The following is a 20719-nucleotide window of genomic DNA, read 5'->3' as shown; positions in this document are numbered from 1 at the left end:
ACGGTGCCGGACGGGGCTTTTTTACATCAACCGCTTGAGCGCGCTATTACAGCAGCGGGATCGAGTAGCTGACGATCAGGCGGTTTTCGTCCTGGGAACGGGTGTTCGCCAGATCGGTACGCCACATCGCGTTTTTCCAGGCAACGCCGAGGTTTTTCAGCGGGCCTTCCGGAATCACGTAACCGATGGTCAGGTCACGTTCCCACTCGGTTTTTTCGCCCAGCGGGGTGTCGATGTTGTTGCCACGCAGATAGATCAGGTTGGCGGTCAGGCCAGGAACGCCGATCTTGGCGAAATCGTAGCCGTAGCGAGCCTGCCAGGTACGCTCGCCAGCACGGGCGAACTTCTGGATCTGCATGTCGGTGATGGTGCTGTTGGACGAGCCGTCACCCTGGTTCAGCCAAGGGAAGTCGCTGTCGCCTTTGGTGTACTGGTAGCCGGCACCGAAGGTGTGACCTTCAACCGAGTACAGGGCCAGGTAGCTGTACAGATCGTTGTCGACTTTGCCCTTGGTGGTAGTGCCACCGTAGTAACCGCTGGTGTAGTAGGCAGCGGTATCGCCGTTGGCACCGTTGTCACGGCTGCGGTAGTAACGCAGGTCGCTTTTCAGCACGCCCGGGCCGATTGCCCAGTTGTGTACCAGACCCAGGAAGTTCTGCGAGTAGAAGTCCTTCAGCTCGCCGTAGTAGTACGAAGCGGTCAGGTCTTTGTTGATCTTGTAGTCAGCGCCACCGTAGTAGAACTTGTTGCTGAACACGCCTTTGTCGTAGTTCGAACCAGCGTTCGCACCGGCAATCGACATGTTCTCGTTGTTGCTGGAGTTACGACCTTTCACGGCCTCAACCTGACCGGCAGTCAGGGTCAGGTCCTTGAACTCGTTCGAGGTGATCGCTTCGCCCTGGAAGGTTTGCGGCAGCAGACGACCGTCGTTGTACTTGATGACCGGGTTGTTCGGCATCAGGGTACCGACCTTCAGCTCTGTCTGGGAGATCTTGACCTTGCCGGTCACGCCCAGGCTGGCGAAGTCATTCACAGCGCGATTGCCGTCGCTTGGGAACACAGTGCCACCCGACGACGTACCGGCGGCGTTGCCGCTCTTGGCCGGGCTGGAATCCAGACGCACGCCGTACAGGCCGATCGCGTCAACACCGAACTGCACGGTGCCTTGGGTGTAACCCGAGATGAAACGCAGATCGAAGCCTTGGCCCCACTCTTCGTTCTTGTTCGGGCCAGTGCCGTCACGGTTGTCGGTGTTGATGTAGAAGTTGCGCAGGCCCAGAGTGGCCTTGCTGTCTTCGATGAAACCGGCGGCGCCTGCCTGCTGCGCCAAAACCCCTACGGCCACAGCCAGGGCCAAGGTGGACTTGTTCATGTAAAGCTCCTCTCGTTTCTAATTCTTGTGTTCCTGGTCCTGGTCGAATGCCCGGATCCGTAGGTTCGCGATTAGCGCCAGAGCGTGACTGACAAGTCAATCGTAACCTTGTGTGTCTACGACCAAGGTCTAATCGCAGTATTTGGGTCCCTGCACAGTACTGACTTTCCTGATAACCCCAAAAAGAATTATTTCATTCTTTTTTATACCATTCGGGTATATGGCCCAGTAATGGCCACCTGCAGCGCAACACAGGATATCGGCTACTAAGCTAATTACTAAATGGTATTTGTTCGCCTATTTTTAGATCGATTAGCGTTGACGTATTCGAATCACGTCAAACCCTATCCAAAAGGCGACGCCATCATGGCCAAACGGGCACTATCTAGTCAATTTGTTACAGTTTGTGTGTCAGCGATAATTTCTTTCTCCGCTCAAGCCGCCAACCTCACGGTGGGTTATCAAACCGGTATCGACCCGAGCAAAGTTCCTCAGGCCGACGGTACTTACGAAACAACCATCGGCCAGAAGATCGACTGGCGACGCTTCAATAGTGGCCCGGAAGTTGTGACAGCCATTGCATCGGGCGACGTACAGATCGGCAACCTCGGCTCCAGCCCTTTGGCAGCCGCCGCTTCACGCAATCTGCCGATCGTCGCCTTCATTGTTTCGGCGCAGATCAATGCCGCCGAAGCCTTGGTGGTGCGTAATGGCAGCGGGATCAACACCCCGCAGGATCTGGTCGGCAAGACCATCGCCACGCCCTTCGTTTCCACCTCCCACTACAGTCTGCTCGGTGCTCTCAAGCACTGGGGCCTGGACACCTCGAAAGTCAAAGTGGTGAATCTGCAACCGGCGGAAATCGCCGCAGCCTGGAAGCGTGGGGATATCGATGGCGCGTTTGTCTGGTCGCCAGCACTGGGGGAAATCCGCAAGACCGGCAAGACCCTGACCGATGCCGCTCAAGTCGGCCAATGGGGCGCACCGACCTTCGAAGTCTGGGTCGCGCGCAAGGATTTCGCCGAGAAGCACCCTGACGTGGTAGCCAAATTTGCCAAGGTCACTCTAGACGCGTTTGCCGATTACGCCAGCCATAAAGACAGCTGGACGGCCGACTCGGCGCCGGTGCAGAAAATCGCCAAATTGACCGGTGCCAACGCCGCTGATGTACCGGAGCTGCTGGCCGGCTCGGCCTTCCCCGATGCCAAGGCACAGCAAACCACCGCACTGCTGGACGGCGGCACGGCGAAAGCGATTGGTGAGACGGCGAAGTTTTTGAAGGAGCAGGGCAAGGTCGAGACGGTGCTGCCGGACTATTCGCCGTACGTCAGTGCGAAGTTTGTAACCGAATAAAGATACATATGTGGCGAGGGAGCTTGCTCCCGCTGGAGGCCGAAGGACTCCCAATTCCGGTAAACACCGGTTTGGGGCCGCTTCGCAGCCCAGCGGGAGCAAGCTCCCTCGCCACAAGAATCCTTCGGTAATCTTCAGAGGGTCTTTTCGAAGATCTTCGAGTTGCGCTGATAGTTGTACAGCGACGCCCGCGCCGCCGGCAGGCGCTCGACGCTGCTTGGCTCGAAACCGCGTTCGCGGAACCAGTGCGCGGTACGGGTGGTGAGGACGAACAGGGTTTTCAACCCTTGCGCCCGCGCACGGGTCTCGATGCGCTCCAGCAGCTCATCGCCGCGACCACCGTGGCGGTACTCCGGATTCACCGCCAGGCATGCCAGCTCACCGGCGTCCGAATCGGCAATCTGGTACAACGCCGCACAGGCGATGATCATGCCTTCACGCTCGACCACGCTGAACTGCTCGATCTCGCGCTCCAGCACTTCGCGCGAACGACGCACCAGAATCCCCTGCTCTTCCAGCGGACTGATCAGGTCGAGCAAACCGCCGACGTCTTCAATCGCCGCCTCGCGCACCAGTTCGAATTGCTCCTGAGCGACCAGCGTACCGCCACCGTCGCGGGTGAACAGTTCGGTCAGCAGCGCGCCGTCCTCGGCATAACTGACGATATGGCTGCGCGCCACGCCGCCACGGCAAGCTTCGGCGGCGGCATCCAGCAGTTCCGCCTGATAGTTGTTGCCCAGACGCGCCAGATGCGCCGGCACCTGTTGCGGACGCAGTTCGCGCACCAGTTTGCCGTTCTCGTCGATCAGACCGAGGTCGGCGCCGAACAGCAGCAGTTTGTCGGCCCCCAGATCAATCGCGGCGCGGGTGGCAACGTCTTCGCACGCAAGGTTGAAGATTTCCCCGGTCGGCGAATAGCCCAGCGGTGACAGCAGCACAATCGAGCGTTCATCGAGCAGACGATTGATGCCTTTGCGGTCGACCCGACGCACTTCGCCGGTGTGGTGATAGTCGACACCTTCCAGCACACCGATCGGCCGCGCGGTCACGAGGTTGCCGCTGGCCACCCGCAGACGCGAGCCCTGCATCGGCGACGAGGCCATGTCCATCGACAGTCGCGCTTCGATGGCGATGCGCAGCTGACCGACCGCGTCGATCACACAATCCAGGGTTGCCGCATCGGTGATGCGCATGCCGTGATGGTAGTGCGGGGTCAGGCCGCGAGCAGCGAGACGGGTTTCAATCTGCGGGCGCGAACCGTGAACCAGCACCAGACGCACGCCGAGGCTGTGCAACAGCACGAGGTCGTGGACGATGTTGCCGAAGTTCGGATGCTCCACGCCGTCGCCGGGCAGCATGACGACGAAGGTGCAGTCGCGGTGAGCATTGATGTAAGGAGACGCGTGGCGAAGCCAATTGACGTATTCGGGCATGAACCTGGGCCTGTAATAAATAGCAGCCGGAAAAAAGGGCGAAACGGAAAACGCACAGCGGGCTGATGGTTATCGTCGGAACAGGCTTGGCGACACGCGCGCTCTCCTCATGAATACGGGTTGGGGTGCTGGCAATTTACAGCGTTTGGTCAGACAAAACACCGTCCCTGTAGGAGTGAGCCTGCTCGCGATAGCGGTGTGTCAGTCAATATCTTCGGTGACTGGTTCACCGCTATCGCGAGCAGGCTCACTCCTACAAAGGGGACATCAGGGTTTGTCCGGGTTCAGGCAGTAATGTTCAATCAACTGCCGCAATAGATGCACGGTAGGCTGCAAACGTGACATTTCAAGGTATTCCCCGGGCTGGTGCGCGCAGGCGATGTCGCCGGGGCCGAGCACGATGGTTTCGCAGCCAAGGCGCTGAAGATAAGGCGCTTCGGTGCCGAACGCTACTGCTTCGGCACTGTGGCCGGTGAGCTTTTCAGCAATACGCACCAATTCGGCGTCTTCGGCCTGCTCGAATGGCGGCACTTCCGGGAACAACGGCTGGTAGTCGATCTTCACCTGATGCCGCTCGGCCACCGGATTGAGCTTGCGCAGGATTTCCGCGCGCAGGACTTTCGGGTCCATGCCCGGCAACGGGCGCAGGTCGAACTCCAGCGAACACTGGCCGCAAATGCGATTCGGGTTGTCACCGCCATGAATGCAGCCGAAGTTCATGGTCGGCTGCGGCACGCTGAACTGCGGATTGTTGAACTCACGCTGCCAAAGCAGGCGCAAACCGCGCAGCTCGCCAATGGCATCGTGCATCGCTTCGAGGGCGCTGCGGCCCAGGCGCGGATCCGACGAATGGCCGCTCTGCCCGAGGATATCGATGCGCTCCATCATGATGCCCTTGTGCATGCGGATCGGCTTGAGCCCGGTCGGCTCGCCGATCACTGCCGCTCGGCCGATCGGACGCCCGGCCTCCGCCAGCGCCCGGGCGCCGGACATCGAGCTTTCTTCATCGCAGGTGGCGAGGATCAGCAGCGGTTGCTTGAACGGTTGCTCGAGCAGCGGCTGCACGGCCTCGATGATCAGGGCGAAAAAACCCTTCATGTCGCAACTGCCCAGCCCGACCCAGCGGCCGTCGACTTCGGTGAGTTTCAGCGGATCGGTCTGCCACAGCGCATCGTCATAAGGCACGGTATCGCTATGCCCAGCCAGGACCAGGCCGCCGGGGCCACTGCCAAAACTGGCGAGCAGGTTGAATTTGCCGGGGCTGACCTGCTGGATATCGCAGCTGAAGCCCAGATCACCCAGCCAACCGGCAAGCAAATCGATCACCGCCCGGTTGGACTGATCCAGGCTCGGTTGGGTGCAACTGACCGACGGTGCGGCGATCAGTGCAGCGAACTGGTCTTGCATGGATGGCAAAGGCATCGCTGACTCCAACTCCCGATTTGAAGTCCATCATAGAGCCATCCGGCGCTCGGAATAAACCGCCGCAGGGCGTAGGACCGATCAGTCCTGTACACTGCACGGCCTTGGCAGCCACACATTCCCCCGGCTGCGCTCCCGATCCTGGATTTTCCGGCCATGCAGAAAGAAACCGAAATCAAACTCCGCGTCAGCCGCGAAACCCTCGCTGCCCTGCGCGAGCACCCGCTCCTGAAAAAACGCAACAAAAATGGCTGGGAACGCCGTGAGTTGATGAACCAGTACTTCGACACCCCCGAGCGCGATCTGGCTCAGGCCAAAGTCGCCCTGCGCCTGCGCAAGGACGGTGACGAAGTGATTCAGACCCTCAAGACCCGCGGCCAGAGCGTGGCCGGTCTGTCCGAGCGTAATGAGTACGACTGGAAATTGCCCAAAGCCAAGCTCGACGTGAAGAAACTCGACGGCGAATGCTGGCCCGAGGCGCTGGCCGAGCTGGACAAGAAAACCCTGAAGCCGATTTTCACCACCGATTTCGTCCGCGAGCGCGCGGAGATCGCCTGGGGTCGCGGCAAGGCCAAGGTGGTGATCGAAGCCGCACTGGATCTCGGTCACGTGGTGGTCGGCAAACAGAAAGAAGAAATCTGCGAGCTGGAACTGGAATTGCGCGAAGGCGAACCGGCCGCACTGCTGGAACTGGCTGCCGAACTGGCCGAGACCCTGGCCCTGATGCCGTGCGACATCAGCAAGGCCGAGCGCGGCTACCGTCTGTACGACGCCAACAGCTACTCGCTGAGCCTGCCGGCGCCGCAACTGACCCCGGAAACCCAACTCGATGACGCCTTTGCCGCTCTAGCCTGGCACTTGCTCGGCAGCAGCCAGCGTCTGGCCGAACAATATCGCTTCAACGGCCACTGGCGCCTGCTGCAGGACTGGGTCGAGAACCTCGCGGAAATGCGCGCCCTGCTCAGCAGCCTCGGCCAGGCCGCACCGCGTCCGGCGACTCACGACCTGCGCGTGGCGCTGGACGCATTGCTCGAAGACTGGCGCCCGCTGGTTCAGGTCGGCATCGAAGACGAAGACGTGCGCAAGGCGGCGCCGGAGCAATTCCTTGAAGAGCTGGAGGACCCGCGCTGGGGCCTGTTTTCGCTGACGGTTTCGCGCTGGCTGTTGGCCCGCACCTGGACCGCCGAGCGTAACACCCGCGGCAATCGCCAGGGCGCGGCGCAACTGCACAGCTGGCTGCCGCGCATGCTGGGCGAAGAAGCTACGTCCCTGCAATTGCAGCGTTATCAGCAGCAACCGGAAGATCTGGCCGAGCAATTGCCGCGCATCGAACGCATCCAGGTCTGGCTGCACCACGCGCGCAACGTGCTGGAGATCGCGGAAATGGATCGCCTGTACGGCGAGCTGAACAAACTGGCGCAACTGGCCAACGAACCGACGATCACTGACGAACTGCTCGATGCGCGCAAACAGCAGGCGATTGCGGTTTATCAGAATCGTGCGTGGAAAATGCTGCTGCGTATGTGATGCTCAGCAACACCTGAAACTGTGGCGAGGGAGCTTGCTCCCGCTGGAGGCCGAAGGACTCCCGATTCCTGCAATTGCAGATTTTGGGGCCGCTTCGCGACCCATCGGGGATAAATCCCCTCGCCACAAAAGGATCAGCGCAAGACTGGCAGGCTGGTCGTCGACTTGATTTCCGACAGCGCCACAATCGAATTCACTTCCTGGATCCCCGGCACCAGCGACAGCTTCTCGAAAAAGAATCGCTCATACGCCTCGATGTCCGCCGCGACAATCCGCAACAGAAAATCCACCGCGCCCATCAGCACATAACACTCCAAGACTTCCGGAAAGCCGCGAATCGCCTCGGTGAACTCGGTGAAGTTCGAGCGCCCGTGGGCGTTGAGTTTGATCTCGGCGAAGATCTGCGTATTCAGGCCGATCTTCTTGCGATCAAGCAAAGTCACCTGGCCGCGAATGATCCCCTCCTCCTTCATCCTTTGAATGCGCCGCCAGCACGGCGATTGCGACAGGCCCACCTGCTCGGCGATCTGTGCACTGGACAGCGAAGCATCCTCTTGCAGCAAGGCGAGAATGCGCCGGTCGTAACTGTCCAATTCGCTGTGCATAACCAATCCTCAAAATGATCATTTTACGAATTTTTCTTGTCGAGCAATCCACTGATCCGCTCATCTTAGACAAGAAATGCCCGGCATCGAATGTAAAAATTTCTCCACTGACTCTGGAGACCGGACATGCCTCACCTCGAAGCCGTGAATACCCCCGCGCCCCGCGCCGATGTGTGGAACGTCAACAACGCCCACTGCTGCGCGTGTTACCAGTTGCTCGCCGAAGCCGAGCCGGATCTGCTGGTACGGGTGCTGAACCTGTTCGCCCTGCAATTCCTCACCCCGCAGCAGGTCCACGTCGAGCGGCTCGACGATTTGCTGTCGATCAATATCGTCATCGACGGTTTGAGCTGGCATCGCGCCCAGGTGATTGCGGAAAAACTTCGTAACCTGATCAGCGTCTGCTCGGTCAACCTGCAAAACGCCGATACGGCGTGGGATGCGCCGGCGCAGGCCAGCGCCTGAAAAATCCGGCAACGCCTTTGTCGGGTAGTGGCCCAACGGTCGGCGGGGCCACGACTATCCTTTGCGCACAGTCGTTTAAAAGGAAGCCCGCATGTCCGTTCAACTCGCCACTCAGGACCGCTGGCTGGATCTCAACGATGTGTTGCGTGAACTGGTCGCCCAAGGCTTCATCAGCCAGGACTCGGCGGAGCAGGCGCTCAATGCCCGGCGCCGCCACGCGACCCATGGCCAGCAGCATCCGCTGGAATTTATCGCCAGCCAGCAACTGGATGACCTCAGCCGTCCGGGCAAACATCTGGACCTGGAAAGCCTGACCCTGTGGCTGGCGCAGCAGGCCGGCCAGCCGTACATGCGTATCGACCCGTTGAAGATCAACGTTGCGGCGATCACCCCGCTGATGTCCTACGCCTTTGCCCAACGGCACAAGATTCTTGCGGTAGCGGTCGACCGCGATGCGGTGGTGGTCGCCAGCGCTCAGCCTTACGTCACCGGTTGGGAGGCCGACCTGACCCATGTGCTGAAGCTGCCGATCAAACGGGTGGTCGCCAATCCGGTGGACATCCAGCGCTTCAGCGTCGAGTTCTTCCGCCTCGCCAAATCGGTCAGCGGCGCCAGCACTGCCGACGCGCAGAGCGGCAACCTCGGCAACTTCGAACAACTGCTCAACCTCGGCGCCAGCGATCAGGAGCCGGATGCCAACGACGCGCACATCGTCAACATCGTCGACTGGCTGTTCCAGTACGCCTTCCAGCAGCGCGCCAGTGATATCCACATCGAACCGCGTCGCGAACAGGGCACCGTGCGCTTTCGCATCGACGGCGTGCTGCACAACGTCTATCAATTCCCGCCGCAGGTGACCATGGCGATCGTCAGTCGCTTGAAAAGCCTCGGGCGGATGAACGTCGCCGAGAAGCGCAAACCCCAGGACGGCCGGGTCAAGACCAAGACCCCGGACGGTGGCGAAGTGGAGCTGCGGCTTTCAACGCTGCCCACCGCGTTTGGCGAAAAAATGGTCATGCGGATTTTTGACCCGGAAGTGCTGCTCAAGGACTTCGATCAGTTGGGTTTTTCCGCCGACGACCTGCGCCGCTGGCAGGACATGACCCGCCAGCCCAACGGCATCATTCTGGTCACCGGGCCCACTGGTTCGGGCAAGACCACCACGCTGTACACCACGCTGAAGAAACTGGCGACGCCGGAGATCAACCTCTGCACCATCGAAGACCCGATCGAAATGGTCGAGCCGGCCTTCAACCAGATGCAGGTGCAGCACAACATCGATCTGAGCTTCGCCGCCGGCGTGCGTGCGCTGATGCGGCAAGACCCGGACATCATCATGATCGGCGAGATCCGCGATCTGGAAACCGCGGAAATGGCGATTCAGGCTGCACTCACCGGCCACCTGGTGCTGTCGACCCTGCACACCAACGATGCGCCCAGCGCGATCAGCCGTCTGCTGGAACTCGGCGTGCCGCACTATCTGATCAAAGCCACGGTGCTCGGGGTCATGGCCCAGCGCCTGGTACGCACCCTGTGCCCGCACTGCAAGGCGCCGCTGACGCTGGAAGAGGAAGACTGGCAGACCCTGACCCGCCCGTGGCAAGCGCCGCTGCCGGGCAATGCGCAACGGGCCATCGGTTGTCTGGAGTGCCGCGACACCGGTTATCGCGGGCGCGCCGGGGTCTACGAAATCATGCAGTTGAGCGATAACCTCAAAGCCCTTATCACCCCGGACACCGACCTCACCGCCATCCGCCGGCAAGCCTTCAAGGAAGGCATGCGCAGCCTGCGACTGTCGGGCGCGCAAAAGGTCGCGGCGGGGCTGACCACCCTTGAAGAAGTACTGCGGGTGACACCGCAGAGCGAGCAGAAATAGGCCACTACGGAACCGGATCGGGGAAATCGCAATCCAACGCCGTAGTTAACCCCCAGGAGTCACTCAATCATGCGTCTCAAACTTGCTGTCGCCACCCTTGCCTTGCTGTCCCTTCCCGTTGGTTCAGCGATGGCCGACAGCTTTTGGCGGAACGTCATTTCGTCCGGCGCCACCACCGGTTCGACCTATCTGACCTTCAAGGATCACAAGCTGATCGTTGCCGCACAGGACGATGCCGGCAGCTTCGTTGCCAGCGATGGCGGCATCCGTGGGCCATACCTGGAGGCAGCCATGCAGAAAGTCCGTGCCGACAACCCGGGCCTGCAGGCCACGGACATGGAACTGGCGAATGCGATTCTGGCGAAGAACGCAGTGGCCTCCGAGTAAAAAAATCAAAAGATCGCAGCCTTCGGCAGCTCCTACACTGGTCCCTGTAGGAGCTGCCGAAGGCTGCGATCTTTTGCTCTTCAGCGGTAATCGTCCACCGGGACGCAGGCACAAAACAGATTGCGATCCCCATAAACGTTATCCACCCGATTCACCGCCGGCCAATACTTGTGCGCCTTGGTGTGCGCATCCGGGGTGACGCCCTGTTCGATGCTGTAAGGCCGCTCCCAGACGCCAGTGACATCCGCCAAGGTATGCGGCGCACGTTTCAGCGGATTGTCCTCCGCCGGCCAGTTGCCGTTCTGCACTTCGGTGATTTCTGCACGAATGCTCAGCATGGCGCCGATAAAGCGGTCCAGTTCGGCCTTGGATTCGCTCTCGGTCGGCTCGACCATCAACGTCCCTGGCACCGGGAATGACATGGTCGGAGCGTGAAAGCCGTAATCCATCAGGCGCTTGGCGACATCTTCTTCGCTGATCCCGGTCTGCGCCTTCAACGGCCGCAAATCGAGAATGCATTCATGGGCCACCCTCCCGTTGCGCCCGGTGTAGAGCACCGGGAATGCGCCGGATAAATGCTGTGCCAGATAGTTTGCCGCGAGGATCGCCACTTCGCTGGAATCCGCCAGTTGCGGCCCCATCATTGCGATGTACATCCAGCTGATCGGCAAAATACTCGCACTGCCCCACGGCGCCGCGCTGACCGCGCCGTTCTGCGGCAACGGGCCGTCAATCGGCACCACCGGGTGATTGGCAACGAACGGCGCCAGATGCGCGCGAATGCCGATCGGCCCCATGCCCGGCCCGCCGCCGCCATGGGGAATGCAAAAGGTCTTGTGCAGGTTCATGTGCGACACATCGGCGCCGATGTCCGCCGGCCGCGCCAGCCCGACCTGCGCATTGAGGTTGGCGCCGTCCATGTACACCTGCCCGCCGTGCTGGTGGATCACTTCGCAGATCTCGCTGATGCCCTCCTCGTACACACCATGGGTCGATGGATAGGTCGCCATCAGGCACGACAACTTGTCGCCCGCCTCGGTGGCCTTGGTTTTCAGGTCGTCCAAATCGACGTTGCCGGCCTCGTCGCACTCGACGATCACCACGCGCATCCCGGCCATTTGCGCCGAGGCCGGGTTGGTGCCGTGGGCCGAGGACGGAATCAGGCAAATGTCCCGCCCGCCCTGATGCCGGCTCTCGTGATATTTGCGAATCGCCAGCAGCCCGGCGTACTCGCCCTGAGCGCCGGAGTTCGGTTGCATGCAGATCGCATCGAACCCGGTAATCGCGCACAACCAGCGCTCCAGCTCTTCGATCATCAAGGTGTAACCGGCCGCCTGCTCCCGTGGCGCGAACGGGTGCAGATTGGCGAACTGCGGCCAGGTGATCGGAATCATCTCGCTGGTGGCATTGAGTTTCATGGTGCAGGAGCCCAGCGGGATCATCGACTGGTTGAGCGCCAGATCCTTGTTCTCCAGTTGCTTGAGGTAGCGCAGCATCTCGGTTTCGCTGTGATGCGCGTTGAACACCGGGTGGCGCAGGTACGGCGTGGTGCGCTGCAACTGGCCGGGAATGCCGGAAATCAGCGCTTCTGCATCAATTTCGTCGACATTCAACCCATGATCGGCGCCCAGCAGCACATCAAACAATTTAGCCACCGTGCTTTCATCGCACGTCTCATCGAGGCTCAACCCCACTCGCCCACGGCCAAGAATCCGCAAGTTGATCTGCGCAGCCTTGGCGCTGTCGATGATCGCGCTCTGCGCGCCGCCAACCTCCAGCGTGAGGGTGTCGAAAAACTGCCCGTTGACCCGCTGCAGGCCATGGCGCTCCAGGCCCGCCGCCAGAATGCAGGTCAGCCGATGAACCCGCTGGGCGATGCGTTTCAAGCCTTGCGGCCCGTGATAAACCGCGTAGCAACTGGCGATGTTGGCCAACAGCACCTGCGCGGTGCAGATGTTCGAGTTGGCCTTCTCGCGGCGAATATGTTGCTCACGGGTTTGCAGGGCCATGCGCAACGCCACATTGCCACGGGCGTCTTTCGACACGCCGATGATCCGCCCGGGAATCGCCCGTTTGTATTCCTCGCGGCTGGCGAAAAACGCCGCGTGCGGGCCACCGTAGCCCATCGGTACGCCAAAGCGCTGGGACGAACCGAACACCACATCCGCACCCAGTTCACCCGGCGGCGTCAGCAGCAACAGACTCAGCAGATCCGCCGCCACACAGGCCAGCGCCTGCTGTGCGTGCAGTTGATCGATCAGCGGACGCAAGTCGCGGATCTCGCCGTGCGTGTCGGGATACTGCAGCAACGCGCCGAACACCTGATGCCGGCTGAGGTTATCCACAGCATCGACGATCAACTCGAAGCCAAAACCTTCGGCGCGGGTCTGCACCACGGAAATGGTCTGCGGATGACAGTTCTCATCGACGAAGAACAGATTGCTCTTTGACTTCGCCACGCGTTTAGCCAGCGCCATGGCTTCAGCGGCAGCAGTGGCTTCGTCGAGCAACGAAGCATTGGCCAGTTCAAGCCCGGTGAGGTCGATGGTCAGTTGCTGGAAATTCAGCAGCGCTTCGAGACGGCCCTGGGCAATTTCCGGTTGATACGGGGTGTAGGCGGTGTACCAGCCGGGATTTTCCAGCACGTTGCGCAGGATGACGGTCGGCGTCAGCGTGCCGTGGTAGCCCATGCCGATCAGGCTGGTCCACACTTGGTTCTGCTCGGCATAACCGCGCAATTTCGCCAGCGCTGTCTGCTCATCGAGGGCCGGTGGCAAGTCCAGCGCCCGATTCAGGCGAATGCCCGGCGGCACCGTCTGCTCGATCAGTTCGACCCGGCTGCCGAGGCCCAGGCTGTCGAGCATCGCCTGCTGTTCGGCGGCGTCGGGGCCCAAATGGCGGCGCAGGAAGGCTTCGGGGTCGCGTAACTGGCTCAAGGATGGCAACTGGGACATGACGGGCTCTCTCTTGGCTGGCGCTCGGCGTCAATGCAACACGGTCAAACCAGCATAGCAGCCGATCCTGACGCGCACGGCTTGGCGGCACCGGGTGTTCCGGGGCATGCTGTAGCGCCTGCATCAGGCGTCCAACTTTCGGATGATCGAACCCTCATGAGCCAACTGCCGTTCCTGCCGTTTTCCAAACCTGTCATCGATGAAGCCACGATTGCCGCCGTCGGCGACGTGCTGCGCTCCGGCTGGATCACCAGCGGGCCGAAGGTCCAGGCCTTTGAAGCACAGCTGTCGGAATACTTCGGCGGGCGCCCGGTGCGCACCTTCAACTCCGGCACCTGCACCATGGAAATCGCCTTGCGCATCGCCGGTATCGGGCCGGGCGATGAAGTGATCACCACGCCGATTTCCTGGGTCGCCACCGCCAACGTGATCCTCGAAGTCGGCGCCACCCCGGTGTTCGCCGACATCGACCCGGTGACCCGCAACATCGATCTGGACAAGCTCGAAGCAGCGATAACCCCGCGCACCAAAGCGCTGATTCCGGTGTACCTCGCCGGCCTGCCGGTGGACATGGATCGGCTATATGCCATCGCGCGCAAACACAACCTGCGCATTGTCGAAGACGCCGCTCAGGCCCTGGGTTCGAGCTGGAACGGTCAGCGTATCGGCGCCACCGGCGATTTCGTGTCGTTCAGTTTTCAGGCGAACAAGAACGTTACCTGCTCCGAGGGTGGCTGCTTGGTGCTGAACACCCCGGAAGAAGCGCGGTTGGCGGAGAAGTACCGTTTGCAGGGTGTGACCCGCAACGGCTTCGATGGTCTGGACGTCGACGTGCTCGGCGGCAAGTTCAACATGACCGATATCGCCGCCACTATCGGCCTGGGACAGTTCGCACAAATCGAGGCGCTGACCGCCCATCGTCAGGCACTGGCCCGTCACTACTTCAAGTGTTTTGGCGACGACTTCGAAAAAACCTATGGCGCGCAACTGCCGCCAGCGGATTTCACCCAGAGCAACTGGCATCTGTTCCAGCTGGTGCTGCCGGAGCGCAAGGATGGCTTGCCGGCGCGGGCCACGTTCATGGAGCAGATGCAGGCGCACGGCATCGGCATCGGTTATCACTACCCGCCGATTCACTTGCTGAGCCTGTACCGCGAACGCGGATTCAAGGAAGGGATGTTGCCGGTAGCGGAACGCGTCGGGCGACTGATTGTGTCGTTGCCGATGTTCACCAGCATGACCAAGGACGACGTCGAGCGTTCGGTGGCGGCAGTCAAAGCCGTATTGAAGCCCTAAACCACACTACCTGTAGGAGCAGCCTTCGGCAGCTCCTACACGGGGCGAGGATTATTCGCCGATTGCAGCCTTGTAGGCGGCGGCGTCCAGCAGTTTTTCCAGATCAGCCGCGTTATCCGGCTTGAGCTTGAAGATCCACGCACCGTACGGATCGGTATTCAGCAGCTCCGGCGTGCCGCTCAGCTCTTCGTTGACGGCGATCACTTCACCGGCAATCGGCGAGTAGATGTCGGAAGCGGCTTTCACCGACTCGACCACACCGGCCTGATCTTCAGCGGCGAACTTGTTGCCCACTTCGGTCAACTCGACGAACACCACATCGCCCAGCGCTTCCTGCGCGTGATCGCTGATGCCTACGGTAACGGTGCCGTCGGCTTCCAGACGTGCCCACTCATGACTTTCGGCAAAACGCAGTTCAGCGGGGATATTGCTCATGCTCGGTGTCCTCAAGAAATTGTCAGCGGTCAGGCCCGCCGGAAAAAGGTTAGATCAAGGTTTTTCCATGGCGCACGAAGGTCGGTTTGACCACTCGTACCGGATACCACTTGCCACGGATTTCCACTTCGGCGCGGTCGGCGGTGGCCATCGGTACACGCGCCAGGGCAATCGATTTGCTTAGCGTAGGAGAGAAACTACCACTGGTGATCTCTCCTTCGCCAACATCGGCGATACGAACCACCTGATGGGCGCGCAAAACACCGCGTTCCTCAAGCACCAGACCCACCAGTTTGTACGCCACGCCGGCGGCTTTTTCCGCTTCCAGCGCCGAGCGACCGATAAACTGCCGCGAAGCCGGTTCCCAGGCGATGCTCCAGGCCATATTGGAGGCCAGCGGCGATACATCCTGATGAATGTCCTGGCCGTAGAGGTTCATCCCGGCTTCGACCCGCAGCGTGTCGCGGGCGCCGAGGCCGATCGGCGAAATGCCGGCACCGATCAGATCGTTGAAAAATCCCGGCGCCTGCTCGGCCGGCAAGGCGATTTCCAGGCCGTCCTCACCGGTGTAACCGGTGCGCGCAATGAACCAGTCGCCATCGACTTCGGCTTCAAACGGTTTCAGGTGATGGATCAGTGCGGCGCGGGACTGGGTCACCAGTTCGGCGATTTTCTGCCGGGCCTGCGGGCCTTGAATGGCGAGCATCGCCAGATCCTGACGCTCGTGCAATTGCACGTCGTAACCGCCGACCTGTGCCTGCATCCACGCCAGATCCTGATCGCGGGTGGAGGCGTTGAATACCAGACGATAACGGTCTTCGAGTCGATAGACGATCATGTCGTCGACGATGCCGCCATGCTCGTTGAGCATCGTGCTGTAGAGCGCGCGGCCGGGGCGGTGCAGGCGCTCGACGTCATTGGCCAGCAAATGCCGCAGCCAGGCCTTGGCCTGTGGGCCATCAACGTCGATAACGGTCATGTGGGAAACATCGAACACCCCGCAATCGCGGCGCACCTCGTGGTGTTCCTCGACCTGCGAGCCGTAATGCAGTGGCATGTCCCAACCGCCAAAATCGACCATCTTCGCGCCGAGGGCGAGATGCAGGTCATACAGAGGCGTACGCTGTCCCATGGGTTTCTCCTTCCGGGCGTGGCGAAGGTGCGGACAGCCGCTGTACGGGGTGAAAGCCGCGAAACAGAAGGCTTTCAGCCGATTTCAGCGAACGGGTCTGTCAGACGAACCGCACCGAATGCCGCGCATTGTAGCCGCATGATTCAGGACTCACTACTAAGTGTTTCGGTGCGCCGAGCGGCGGATCAGGCCGATGACCGGCAACAGGCCGACCAACACCAGGGTCAGCGCCGGTAGCGACGCCCGTGCCCACTCGCCCTCGCTGGTCATTTCGAAGATCCGCACTGCCAGCGTGTCCCAGCCAAACGGGCGCATCAGCAGGGTCGCGGGCATTTCCTTGAGCACATCGACGAACACCAGCAACGCCGCGCTCAACGTGCCGGGCAGCAACAGCGGCAGATACACTTTGAAAAACAGTCGCGGCCCACTGACACCCAGGCTACGTGCCGCTTCGGGCAATGAAGGCCGTATACGCGCCAGACTGTTTTCCAACGGCCCGTAGGCCACCGCGATAAAGCGCACCAGATAGGCCATCAGCAACGCCGCCAGACTGCCCAGCAGCAGCGGCTTGCCGGCGCCGCCGAGCCAGTCCGACAGCGGAATCACCAGTTCGCGATCGAGATAGCTGAAGGCGAGCATGATCGACACCGCCAGCACCGAACCCGGCAACGCGTAACCAAGATTGGCCAGACTGACCCCGGACCGGATCGCCCGGGTCGGCGCCAGACGTCGGGCAAACGCCAGCAGCAGCGCGACGCTGACGGTGATCAACGCCGCCATGCCGCCCAGATACAGGGTGTGCAGGATCAGCCCGGCGTAGCGCTCATCGAGGTCGAAGCGCCCGCGCTGCCAGAACCAGACAATCAGTTGCAGGACTGGAATCACGAACGCGCAGGCAAATACCAGAGCGCACCAGCCAGTCGCCGCGAACGCCTTGAGCCCGCGCAGGTGATACAACGCCTTGACCCGTGGCCGCTCGTTGCTCGCCCGGTTGGCGCCGCGCGCACGCCGCTCGCCGTACAGCACCAGCATCACCACCAGCAGCAACAGACTGGCCAGTTGCGCCGCGCTCGGCAGGCTGAAGAAGCCGTACCAGGTCTTGTAGATGGCGGTGGTGAAGGTGTCGAAATTGAACACCGACACCGCACCGAAATCCGCCAGCGTCTCCATCAGCGCCAGCGCCACACCGGCGCCAATCGCCGGCCTCGCCATCGGCAACGCCACCCGCCAGAACGCCTGCCATGGCGATTGCCCGAGTACCCGCGCCGCCTCCATCAGGCCTTTGCCCTGCGCGAGAAACGCGGTGCGCGCCAACAGATAAACGTAGGGGTAAAACACCAGCACCAGCACCACAATCACCCCGCCGGTGGAACGCACTCGCGGCAAGCGCAGGCCGCTGCCGAACCATTCGCGCAGCAGGGTTTGCACCGGGCCGGCGAAGTCCAGCAGGCCGACGAAGACGAACGCCAACACGTAGGCCGGGATGGCGAACGGCAGCATCAGAGCCCAGTCGAGCCAGCGGCGTCCGGGGAATTCGCAGAGGCTGGTGAGCCAGGCGAGGCTGACACCGAGCAACGTAACGCCGACGCCGACGCCGAGCACCAGCGTCAGGGTGTTGCCCAGCAGGCGCGGCATCTGGGTTTCCCACAGGTGCGACCAGATCTGCTGATCGATGGTCTGCCACGACAACAGCAGAACACTCAGGGGCAACAGCACCAGCGCGGCAATGACGAGGACGATGGGGTACCAGCGGCGTTGGGCGGGGTGGGCCAAGGGGGTTCTCTGCAAGAGGGCCAACGCCCATTCGACGTCGACCACATGTTGTGGCGAGGGAGCTTGCTCCCGCTCGGCTGCGAAGCAGCCGCAGGAGGATAACAGTTCAATTCACGCCAGACGCAAGGGCGCCATGGGGCCGCTTCGCGACCCAGCGGGAGCAAGCTCCCTCGCCACAGAGGGCTCGCCGTGGTGGCCGGCTCAGTTCCAGCCCGCCCGATCCATCATGCGAATGGCTTCCGCCTGACGCTTGCCCGCCACTTCCACCGGCAAGGTATCAGCGACGAACTTGCCCCACGCCGCCACTTCTTCCGAAGGTGCCACTGCCGGGTTGGCCGGAAATTCCTGATTGACGTCGGCGAAGATCTTCTGCGCCTCAGGCGTGGTCATCCACTCGACCAGCGCCTTGGCGGCTTCCGGGTGCGGTGCATGTTTGGTCAGACCGATACCCGACAGGTTCACATGTACGCCGCGATCGGCCTGATTCGGCCAGAAGAGTTTCACCGGCAGGTCCGGTTTCTGCTTGTGCAGGCGCCCGTAGTAGTAGGTGTTGACGATGCCGACATCGCATTGCCCGGCGTTGATCGCTTCCAGCACCGCAACGTCATCGGAGAACACATCGGTGGACAGGTTGTTGACCCAGCCCTTGAGGATCTTCTCGGTCTTCTCGGCGCCGTGCACTTCGATCATGGTCGCGGTCAGCGACTGGTTGTAGACCTTCTTCGCCGTGCGCAGGCACAGGCGCCCTTCCCAGTTCTTGTCGGCCAGCGCTTCGTAGGTGGTCAGTTCGCCCGGCTTAACGCGCTCGGTGGAATAGGCGATGGTTCTCGCGCGAAGGCTCAGGCCGGTCCAGGCGTGAGTCGAGGAGCGATATTGCAGGGGAATGTTGGCGTCGATGGTCTTGGAAGTGAACGGCTGCAGAATGCCCATCTGCTCGGCCTGCCAGAGGTTGCCGGCATCGACGGTCAGCAGCAGATCAGCGGTGGCGTTTTCGCCTTCGGCCTTAATCCGCTGCATCAGCGGCGCTTCCTTGTCGGTGATGAACTTGATCTTCACCCCGGTTTTCGCGGTGTAGGCGTCGAACACCGGTTTGATCAGTTCATCGATGCGCGAGGAATAGACCACCACCTCGTCGGCGGCCTGGGCGGTGGTGCTGCCGATCAGGGTCAGGGCCAGTGCGGTCAGAAGACGCTTGGGTGCCAACATGGGAGTGGTCTCTCGGTCGGAAAATGTGGGCCAAATGATAAGGACTCACATTTACCACCTCAATCGAACTCTTTTCCAAGGAGTTACCAGATGTTGCATGACCTGCAAATTGCTGGTCTCTGTGACGAGGGAGCTTGCTCCCGCTGGAGATCGAAGGACTCCCAATGCTGCCAAAATGGCTTTTGAGGCCGCTTCGCAGCCCAGCGGGAGCAAGCTCCCTCGCCACAAAGAAGTAATTGCCTTCAGGGTTTGGCGAGCGCCGGAAGGTCGCCTGTAAGGCCAAGGGCTTCGCGAACAAATAGAGCCTTGGCCTCCGGCATCTGCTCCACCAGCTTCAACCCGGCGTTACGCAACCAGCGCACCGGCAGCGGATCGGCCTGGAACAAGCGCTCGAAGCCCTCCATCGCCGCCATCAATGCCAGATTGTGCGGCATGCGCCGACGCTCGTAGCGGCTCAGCACTTTCACATCGGCCAGACGCTCGCCACGTTCGGCGGCTTGCAACAGCACTTCAGCCAAAACCGCCGCATCGAGGAAGCCGAGGTTCACACCCTGCCCGGCCAACGGGTGAATGGTGTGCGCCGCATCACCGATCAACGCCAGCCCTTCGGCCACATAGCGCTTGGCGTGGCGTTGACGCAACGGCACGCACAGACGCGGATCAGCGCTGATCACCTCGCCCAGGCAACTTTCGAATGCACGCTCCAGCTCACCGCAGAACGCGGTTTCATCCAGCGCCATCAGGCGTTCGGCTTCACTCGGCGTAGTCGACCAGACGATCGAGCACCAGTCCTGCTGCCCATCGCGCTCCAGCGGCAGGAACGCCAGCGGCCCGTGATCGGTGAAACGCTGCCACGCGGTCATCCGGTGCGGCTTGCTGCTGCGCACGCTGGTGACGATGGCGTGATGCAGGTAATCCCACTCGCGGGTGGCGACGCCGGTCAGCCGGCGCACCGCCGAATTGGCGCCGTCCGCTGCAATCACCAGCGGCGCACGCAACTGCCGACCATCGGCCAGGGTCAGCAGCCAGTCATCGCCGGAGCGGCGCATCTGTTCCAGCCGTGCGTTGGCCAGCATGCCCAGATCGCAGTCATGCAAACGATCAAGCAAGGCATCCTGCACCACGCGGTTTTCGACGATATGCCCCAGCACCTCGGCATGCACGCTGCTTGCCGAGAAATGAATCTGCCCGGTGCCGCTGCCGTCCCACACGTGCATGTCGGTGTAGGGGCTGCTGCGGCGTTTGGCGATGCCGTCCCAGACGCCAAGGCGTTCGAGTATCCGCTGGCTGGCCGCCGACAGCGCGCTGACCCGCGGCTCGAACGGCGCGGTCGCGTCGAACGGTTTGACGCTCAGCGGGCTGCCGTCGAGCAGCAACACTTCGAGGCCGCTGTCCTGCAACGCCAACGCGAGGGCGCTGCCGACCATTCCGGCTCCGACAATCAGCAGATCTGCGCGCATTTCCATGCTTTAAGCCTGTCTCG

16 protein-coding genes are annotated in these 20719 nt (G+C 61.5%); 6 read left to right on the top strand and 10 right to left on the bottom strand.

All coding sequences use genetic code 11. From position 1 onward, the window contains the following. Nucleotides 1-46: 46 nt before the first annotated feature. Entirely contained in the window at nucleotides 47-1372 is a 1326-nt protein-coding gene (locus ACU680_RS15575; RefSeq protein ID WP_367086127.1) for an OprD family porin, read from the bottom strand. A gap of 366 nt (nucleotides 1373-1738) precedes the next feature. On the opposite strand from ACU680_RS15575, the gene tauA reads away from it, so the two are divergent. Beyond that, on the top strand, nucleotides 1739-2725 hold the full coding sequence (gene tauA, locus ACU680_RS15570) for a taurine ABC transporter substrate-binding protein (RefSeq protein ID WP_448179902.1): 987 nt from the start codon (nucleotides 1739-1741) through the stop codon (nucleotides 2723-2725). A gap of 134 nt (nucleotides 2726-2859) precedes the next feature. Here tauA and argA read toward each other — a convergent pair whose 3' ends face one another. Both argA and argE read right to left on the bottom strand, forming a co-directional pair. Further along, nucleotides 2860-4158: an amino-acid N-acetyltransferase gene (gene argA, locus ACU680_RS15565; RefSeq protein ID WP_448179901.1), complete on the bottom strand. Its 1299-nt coding sequence runs from the start codon at nucleotides 4156-4158 to the stop codon at nucleotides 2860-2862. Nucleotides 4159-4425: 267 nt separating this feature from the next. After that, nucleotides 4426-5580 (bottom strand): acetylornithine deacetylase, encoded by a 1155-nt coding sequence (gene argE, locus ACU680_RS15560; protein WP_448179900.1) that lies wholly within the window; start codon nucleotides 5578-5580, stop codon nucleotides 4426-4428. A 156-nt stretch (nucleotides 5581-5736) separates the two neighbouring features. Here argE and ACU680_RS15555 point away from each other — a divergent pair, with 156 nt between their 5' ends. After that, a complete protein-coding gene (locus ACU680_RS15555; protein ID WP_007967970.1) occupies nucleotides 5737-7107 on the top strand; it encodes a CYTH domain-containing protein in 1371 nt (456 codons plus the stop codon). 134 nt (nucleotides 7108-7241) lie between these two features. Here the strand turns inward: ACU680_RS15555 and ACU680_RS15550 are convergent, their stop codons facing one another. Continuing rightward, the gene (locus tag ACU680_RS15550; RefSeq protein WP_007951785.1) at nucleotides 7242-7712 is read right to left on the bottom strand and encodes an Lrp/AsnC family transcriptional regulator; all 471 of its coding nucleotides are present in this window, start codon (nucleotides 7710-7712) and stop codon (nucleotides 7242-7244) included. Nucleotides 7713-7838: 126 nt separating this feature from the next. Here ACU680_RS15550 and ACU680_RS15545 point away from each other — a divergent pair, with 126 nt between their 5' ends. The 3 genes from ACU680_RS15545 (at nucleotide 7839) to ACU680_RS15535 (ending at nucleotide 10440) form a co-directional block, all read left to right on the top strand. After that, a complete protein-coding gene (locus tag ACU680_RS15545; protein WP_448179899.1) occupies nucleotides 7839-8177 on the top strand; it encodes an ACT-like domain-containing protein in 339 nt (112 codons plus the stop codon). A gap of 91 nt (nucleotides 8178-8268) precedes the next feature. Continuing rightward, entirely contained in the window at nucleotides 8269-10053 is a 1785-nt protein-coding gene (gene tfpB / locus ACU680_RS15540) for a type IV pilus assembly ATPase TfpB (protein WP_448179898.1), read from the top strand. 66 nt (nucleotides 10054-10119) lie between these two features. Next, nucleotides 10120-10440 (top strand): DUF2388 domain-containing protein, encoded by a 321-nt coding sequence (locus ACU680_RS15535; RefSeq protein WP_169843014.1) that lies wholly within the window; start codon nucleotides 10120-10122, stop codon nucleotides 10438-10440. Between the two features lie 80 nt (nucleotides 10441-10520). On the opposite strand, the gene gcvP is transcribed toward ACU680_RS15535, so the two are convergent. Beyond that, nucleotides 10521-13394 (bottom strand): aminomethyl-transferring glycine dehydrogenase, encoded by a 2874-nt coding sequence (gene gcvP / locus ACU680_RS15530; RefSeq protein ID WP_448179897.1) that lies wholly within the window; start codon nucleotides 13392-13394, stop codon nucleotides 10521-10523. A gap of 156 nt (nucleotides 13395-13550) precedes the next feature. Between gcvP and ACU680_RS15525 the strand changes: the two genes are divergently transcribed. Next, on the top strand, nucleotides 13551-14690 hold the full coding sequence (locus ACU680_RS15525; protein WP_448179896.1) for a DegT/DnrJ/EryC1/StrS family aminotransferase: 1140 nt from the start codon (nucleotides 13551-13553) through the stop codon (nucleotides 14688-14690). A 51-nt stretch (nucleotides 14691-14741) separates the two neighbouring features. Here the strand turns inward: ACU680_RS15525 and gcvH are convergent, their stop codons facing one another. The 5 genes from gcvH to ACU680_RS15500 all read right to left on the bottom strand — a co-directional run bounded on the left by gcvH (nucleotide 14742) and on the right by ACU680_RS15500 (nucleotide 20696). Continuing rightward, nucleotides 14742-15125, bottom strand: coding sequence for a glycine cleavage system protein GcvH (gene gcvH, locus ACU680_RS15520; RefSeq protein WP_007967959.1), 384 nt, complete (start codon nucleotides 15123-15125; stop codon nucleotides 14742-14744). A gap of 49 nt (nucleotides 15126-15174) precedes the next feature. Then, a complete protein-coding gene (gene gcvT, locus ACU680_RS15515) occupies nucleotides 15175-16257 on the bottom strand; it encodes a glycine cleavage system aminomethyltransferase GcvT (RefSeq protein ID WP_448179895.1) in 1083 nt (360 codons plus the stop codon). A 156-nt stretch (nucleotides 16258-16413) separates the two neighbouring features. Beyond that, on the bottom strand, nucleotides 16414-18030 hold the full coding sequence (locus tag ACU680_RS15510; protein ID WP_448179894.1) for an ABC transporter permease: 1617 nt from the start codon (nucleotides 18028-18030) through the stop codon (nucleotides 16414-16416). 201 nt (nucleotides 18031-18231) lie between these two features. Next, a complete protein-coding gene (locus ACU680_RS15505) occupies nucleotides 18232-19236 on the bottom strand; it encodes an extracellular solute-binding protein (RefSeq protein ID WP_448179893.1) in 1005 nt (334 codons plus the stop codon). A gap of 242 nt (nucleotides 19237-19478) precedes the next feature. Further along, nucleotides 19479-20696 (bottom strand): 2-octaprenyl-3-methyl-6-methoxy-1,4-benzoquinol hydroxylase, encoded by a 1218-nt coding sequence (locus ACU680_RS15500; protein WP_448180046.1) that lies wholly within the window; start codon nucleotides 20694-20696, stop codon nucleotides 19479-19481. Nucleotides 20697-20719: the final 23 nt, after the last annotated feature.

Source organism: Pseudomonas sp. LF020 (genome assembly GCF_053456425.1).
Note: the sequence above shows the minus strand (reverse complement) of the source record. Positions and strands in the feature narration are given on the sequence as shown.

What these genes read in the sequence shown, in the direction of transcription:
- ACU680_RS15575 (WP_367086127.1), bottom strand. Translation starts at nt 1,372, where the DNA reads ATGAACAAGTCCACCTTGGCCCTGGCTGTGGCCGTAGGGGTTTTGGCG.
- tauA (WP_448179902.1), top strand. Translation starts at nt 1,739, where the DNA reads ATGGCCAAACGGGCACTATCTAGTCAATTTGTTACAGTTTGTGTGTCA.
- argA (WP_448179901.1), bottom strand. Translation starts at nt 4,158, where the DNA reads ATGCCCGAATACGTCAATTGGCTTCGCCACGCGTCTCCTTACATCAAT.
- argE (WP_448179900.1), bottom strand. Translation starts at nt 5,580, where the DNA reads ATGCCTTTGCCATCCATGCAAGACCAGTTCGCTGCACTGATCGCCGCA.
- ACU680_RS15555 (WP_007967970.1), top strand. Translation starts at nt 5,737, where the DNA reads ATGCAGAAAGAAACCGAAATCAAACTCCGCGTCAGCCGCGAAACCCTC.
- ACU680_RS15550 (WP_007951785.1), bottom strand. Translation starts at nt 7,712, where the DNA reads ATGCACAGCGAATTGGACAGTTACGACCGGCGCATTCTCGCCTTGCTG.
- ACU680_RS15545 (WP_448179899.1), top strand. Translation starts at nt 7,839, where the DNA reads ATGCCTCACCTCGAAGCCGTGAATACCCCCGCGCCCCGCGCCGATGTG.
- tfpB (WP_448179898.1), top strand. Translation starts at nt 8,269, where the DNA reads ATGTCCGTTCAACTCGCCACTCAGGACCGCTGGCTGGATCTCAACGAT.
- gcvP (WP_448179897.1), bottom strand. Translation starts at nt 13,394, where the DNA reads ATGTCCCAGTTGCCATCCTTGAGCCAGTTACGCGACCCCGAAGCCTTC.
- ACU680_RS15525 (WP_448179896.1), top strand. Translation starts at nt 13,551, where the DNA reads ATGAGCCAACTGCCGTTCCTGCCGTTTTCCAAACCTGTCATCGATGAA.
- gcvH (WP_007967959.1), bottom strand. Translation starts at nt 15,125, where the DNA reads ATGAGCAATATCCCCGCTGAACTGCGTTTTGCCGAAAGTCATGAGTGG.
- gcvT (WP_448179895.1), bottom strand. Translation starts at nt 16,257, where the DNA reads ATGGGACAGCGTACGCCTCTGTATGACCTGCATCTCGCCCTCGGCGCG.
- ACU680_RS15505 (WP_448179893.1), bottom strand. Translation starts at nt 19,236, where the DNA reads ATGTTGGCACCCAAGCGTCTTCTGACCGCACTGGCCCTGACCCTGATC.
- ACU680_RS15500 (WP_448180046.1), bottom strand. Translation starts at nt 20,696, where the DNA reads ATGCGCGCAGATCTGCTGATTGTCGGAGCCGGAATGGTCGGCAGCGCC.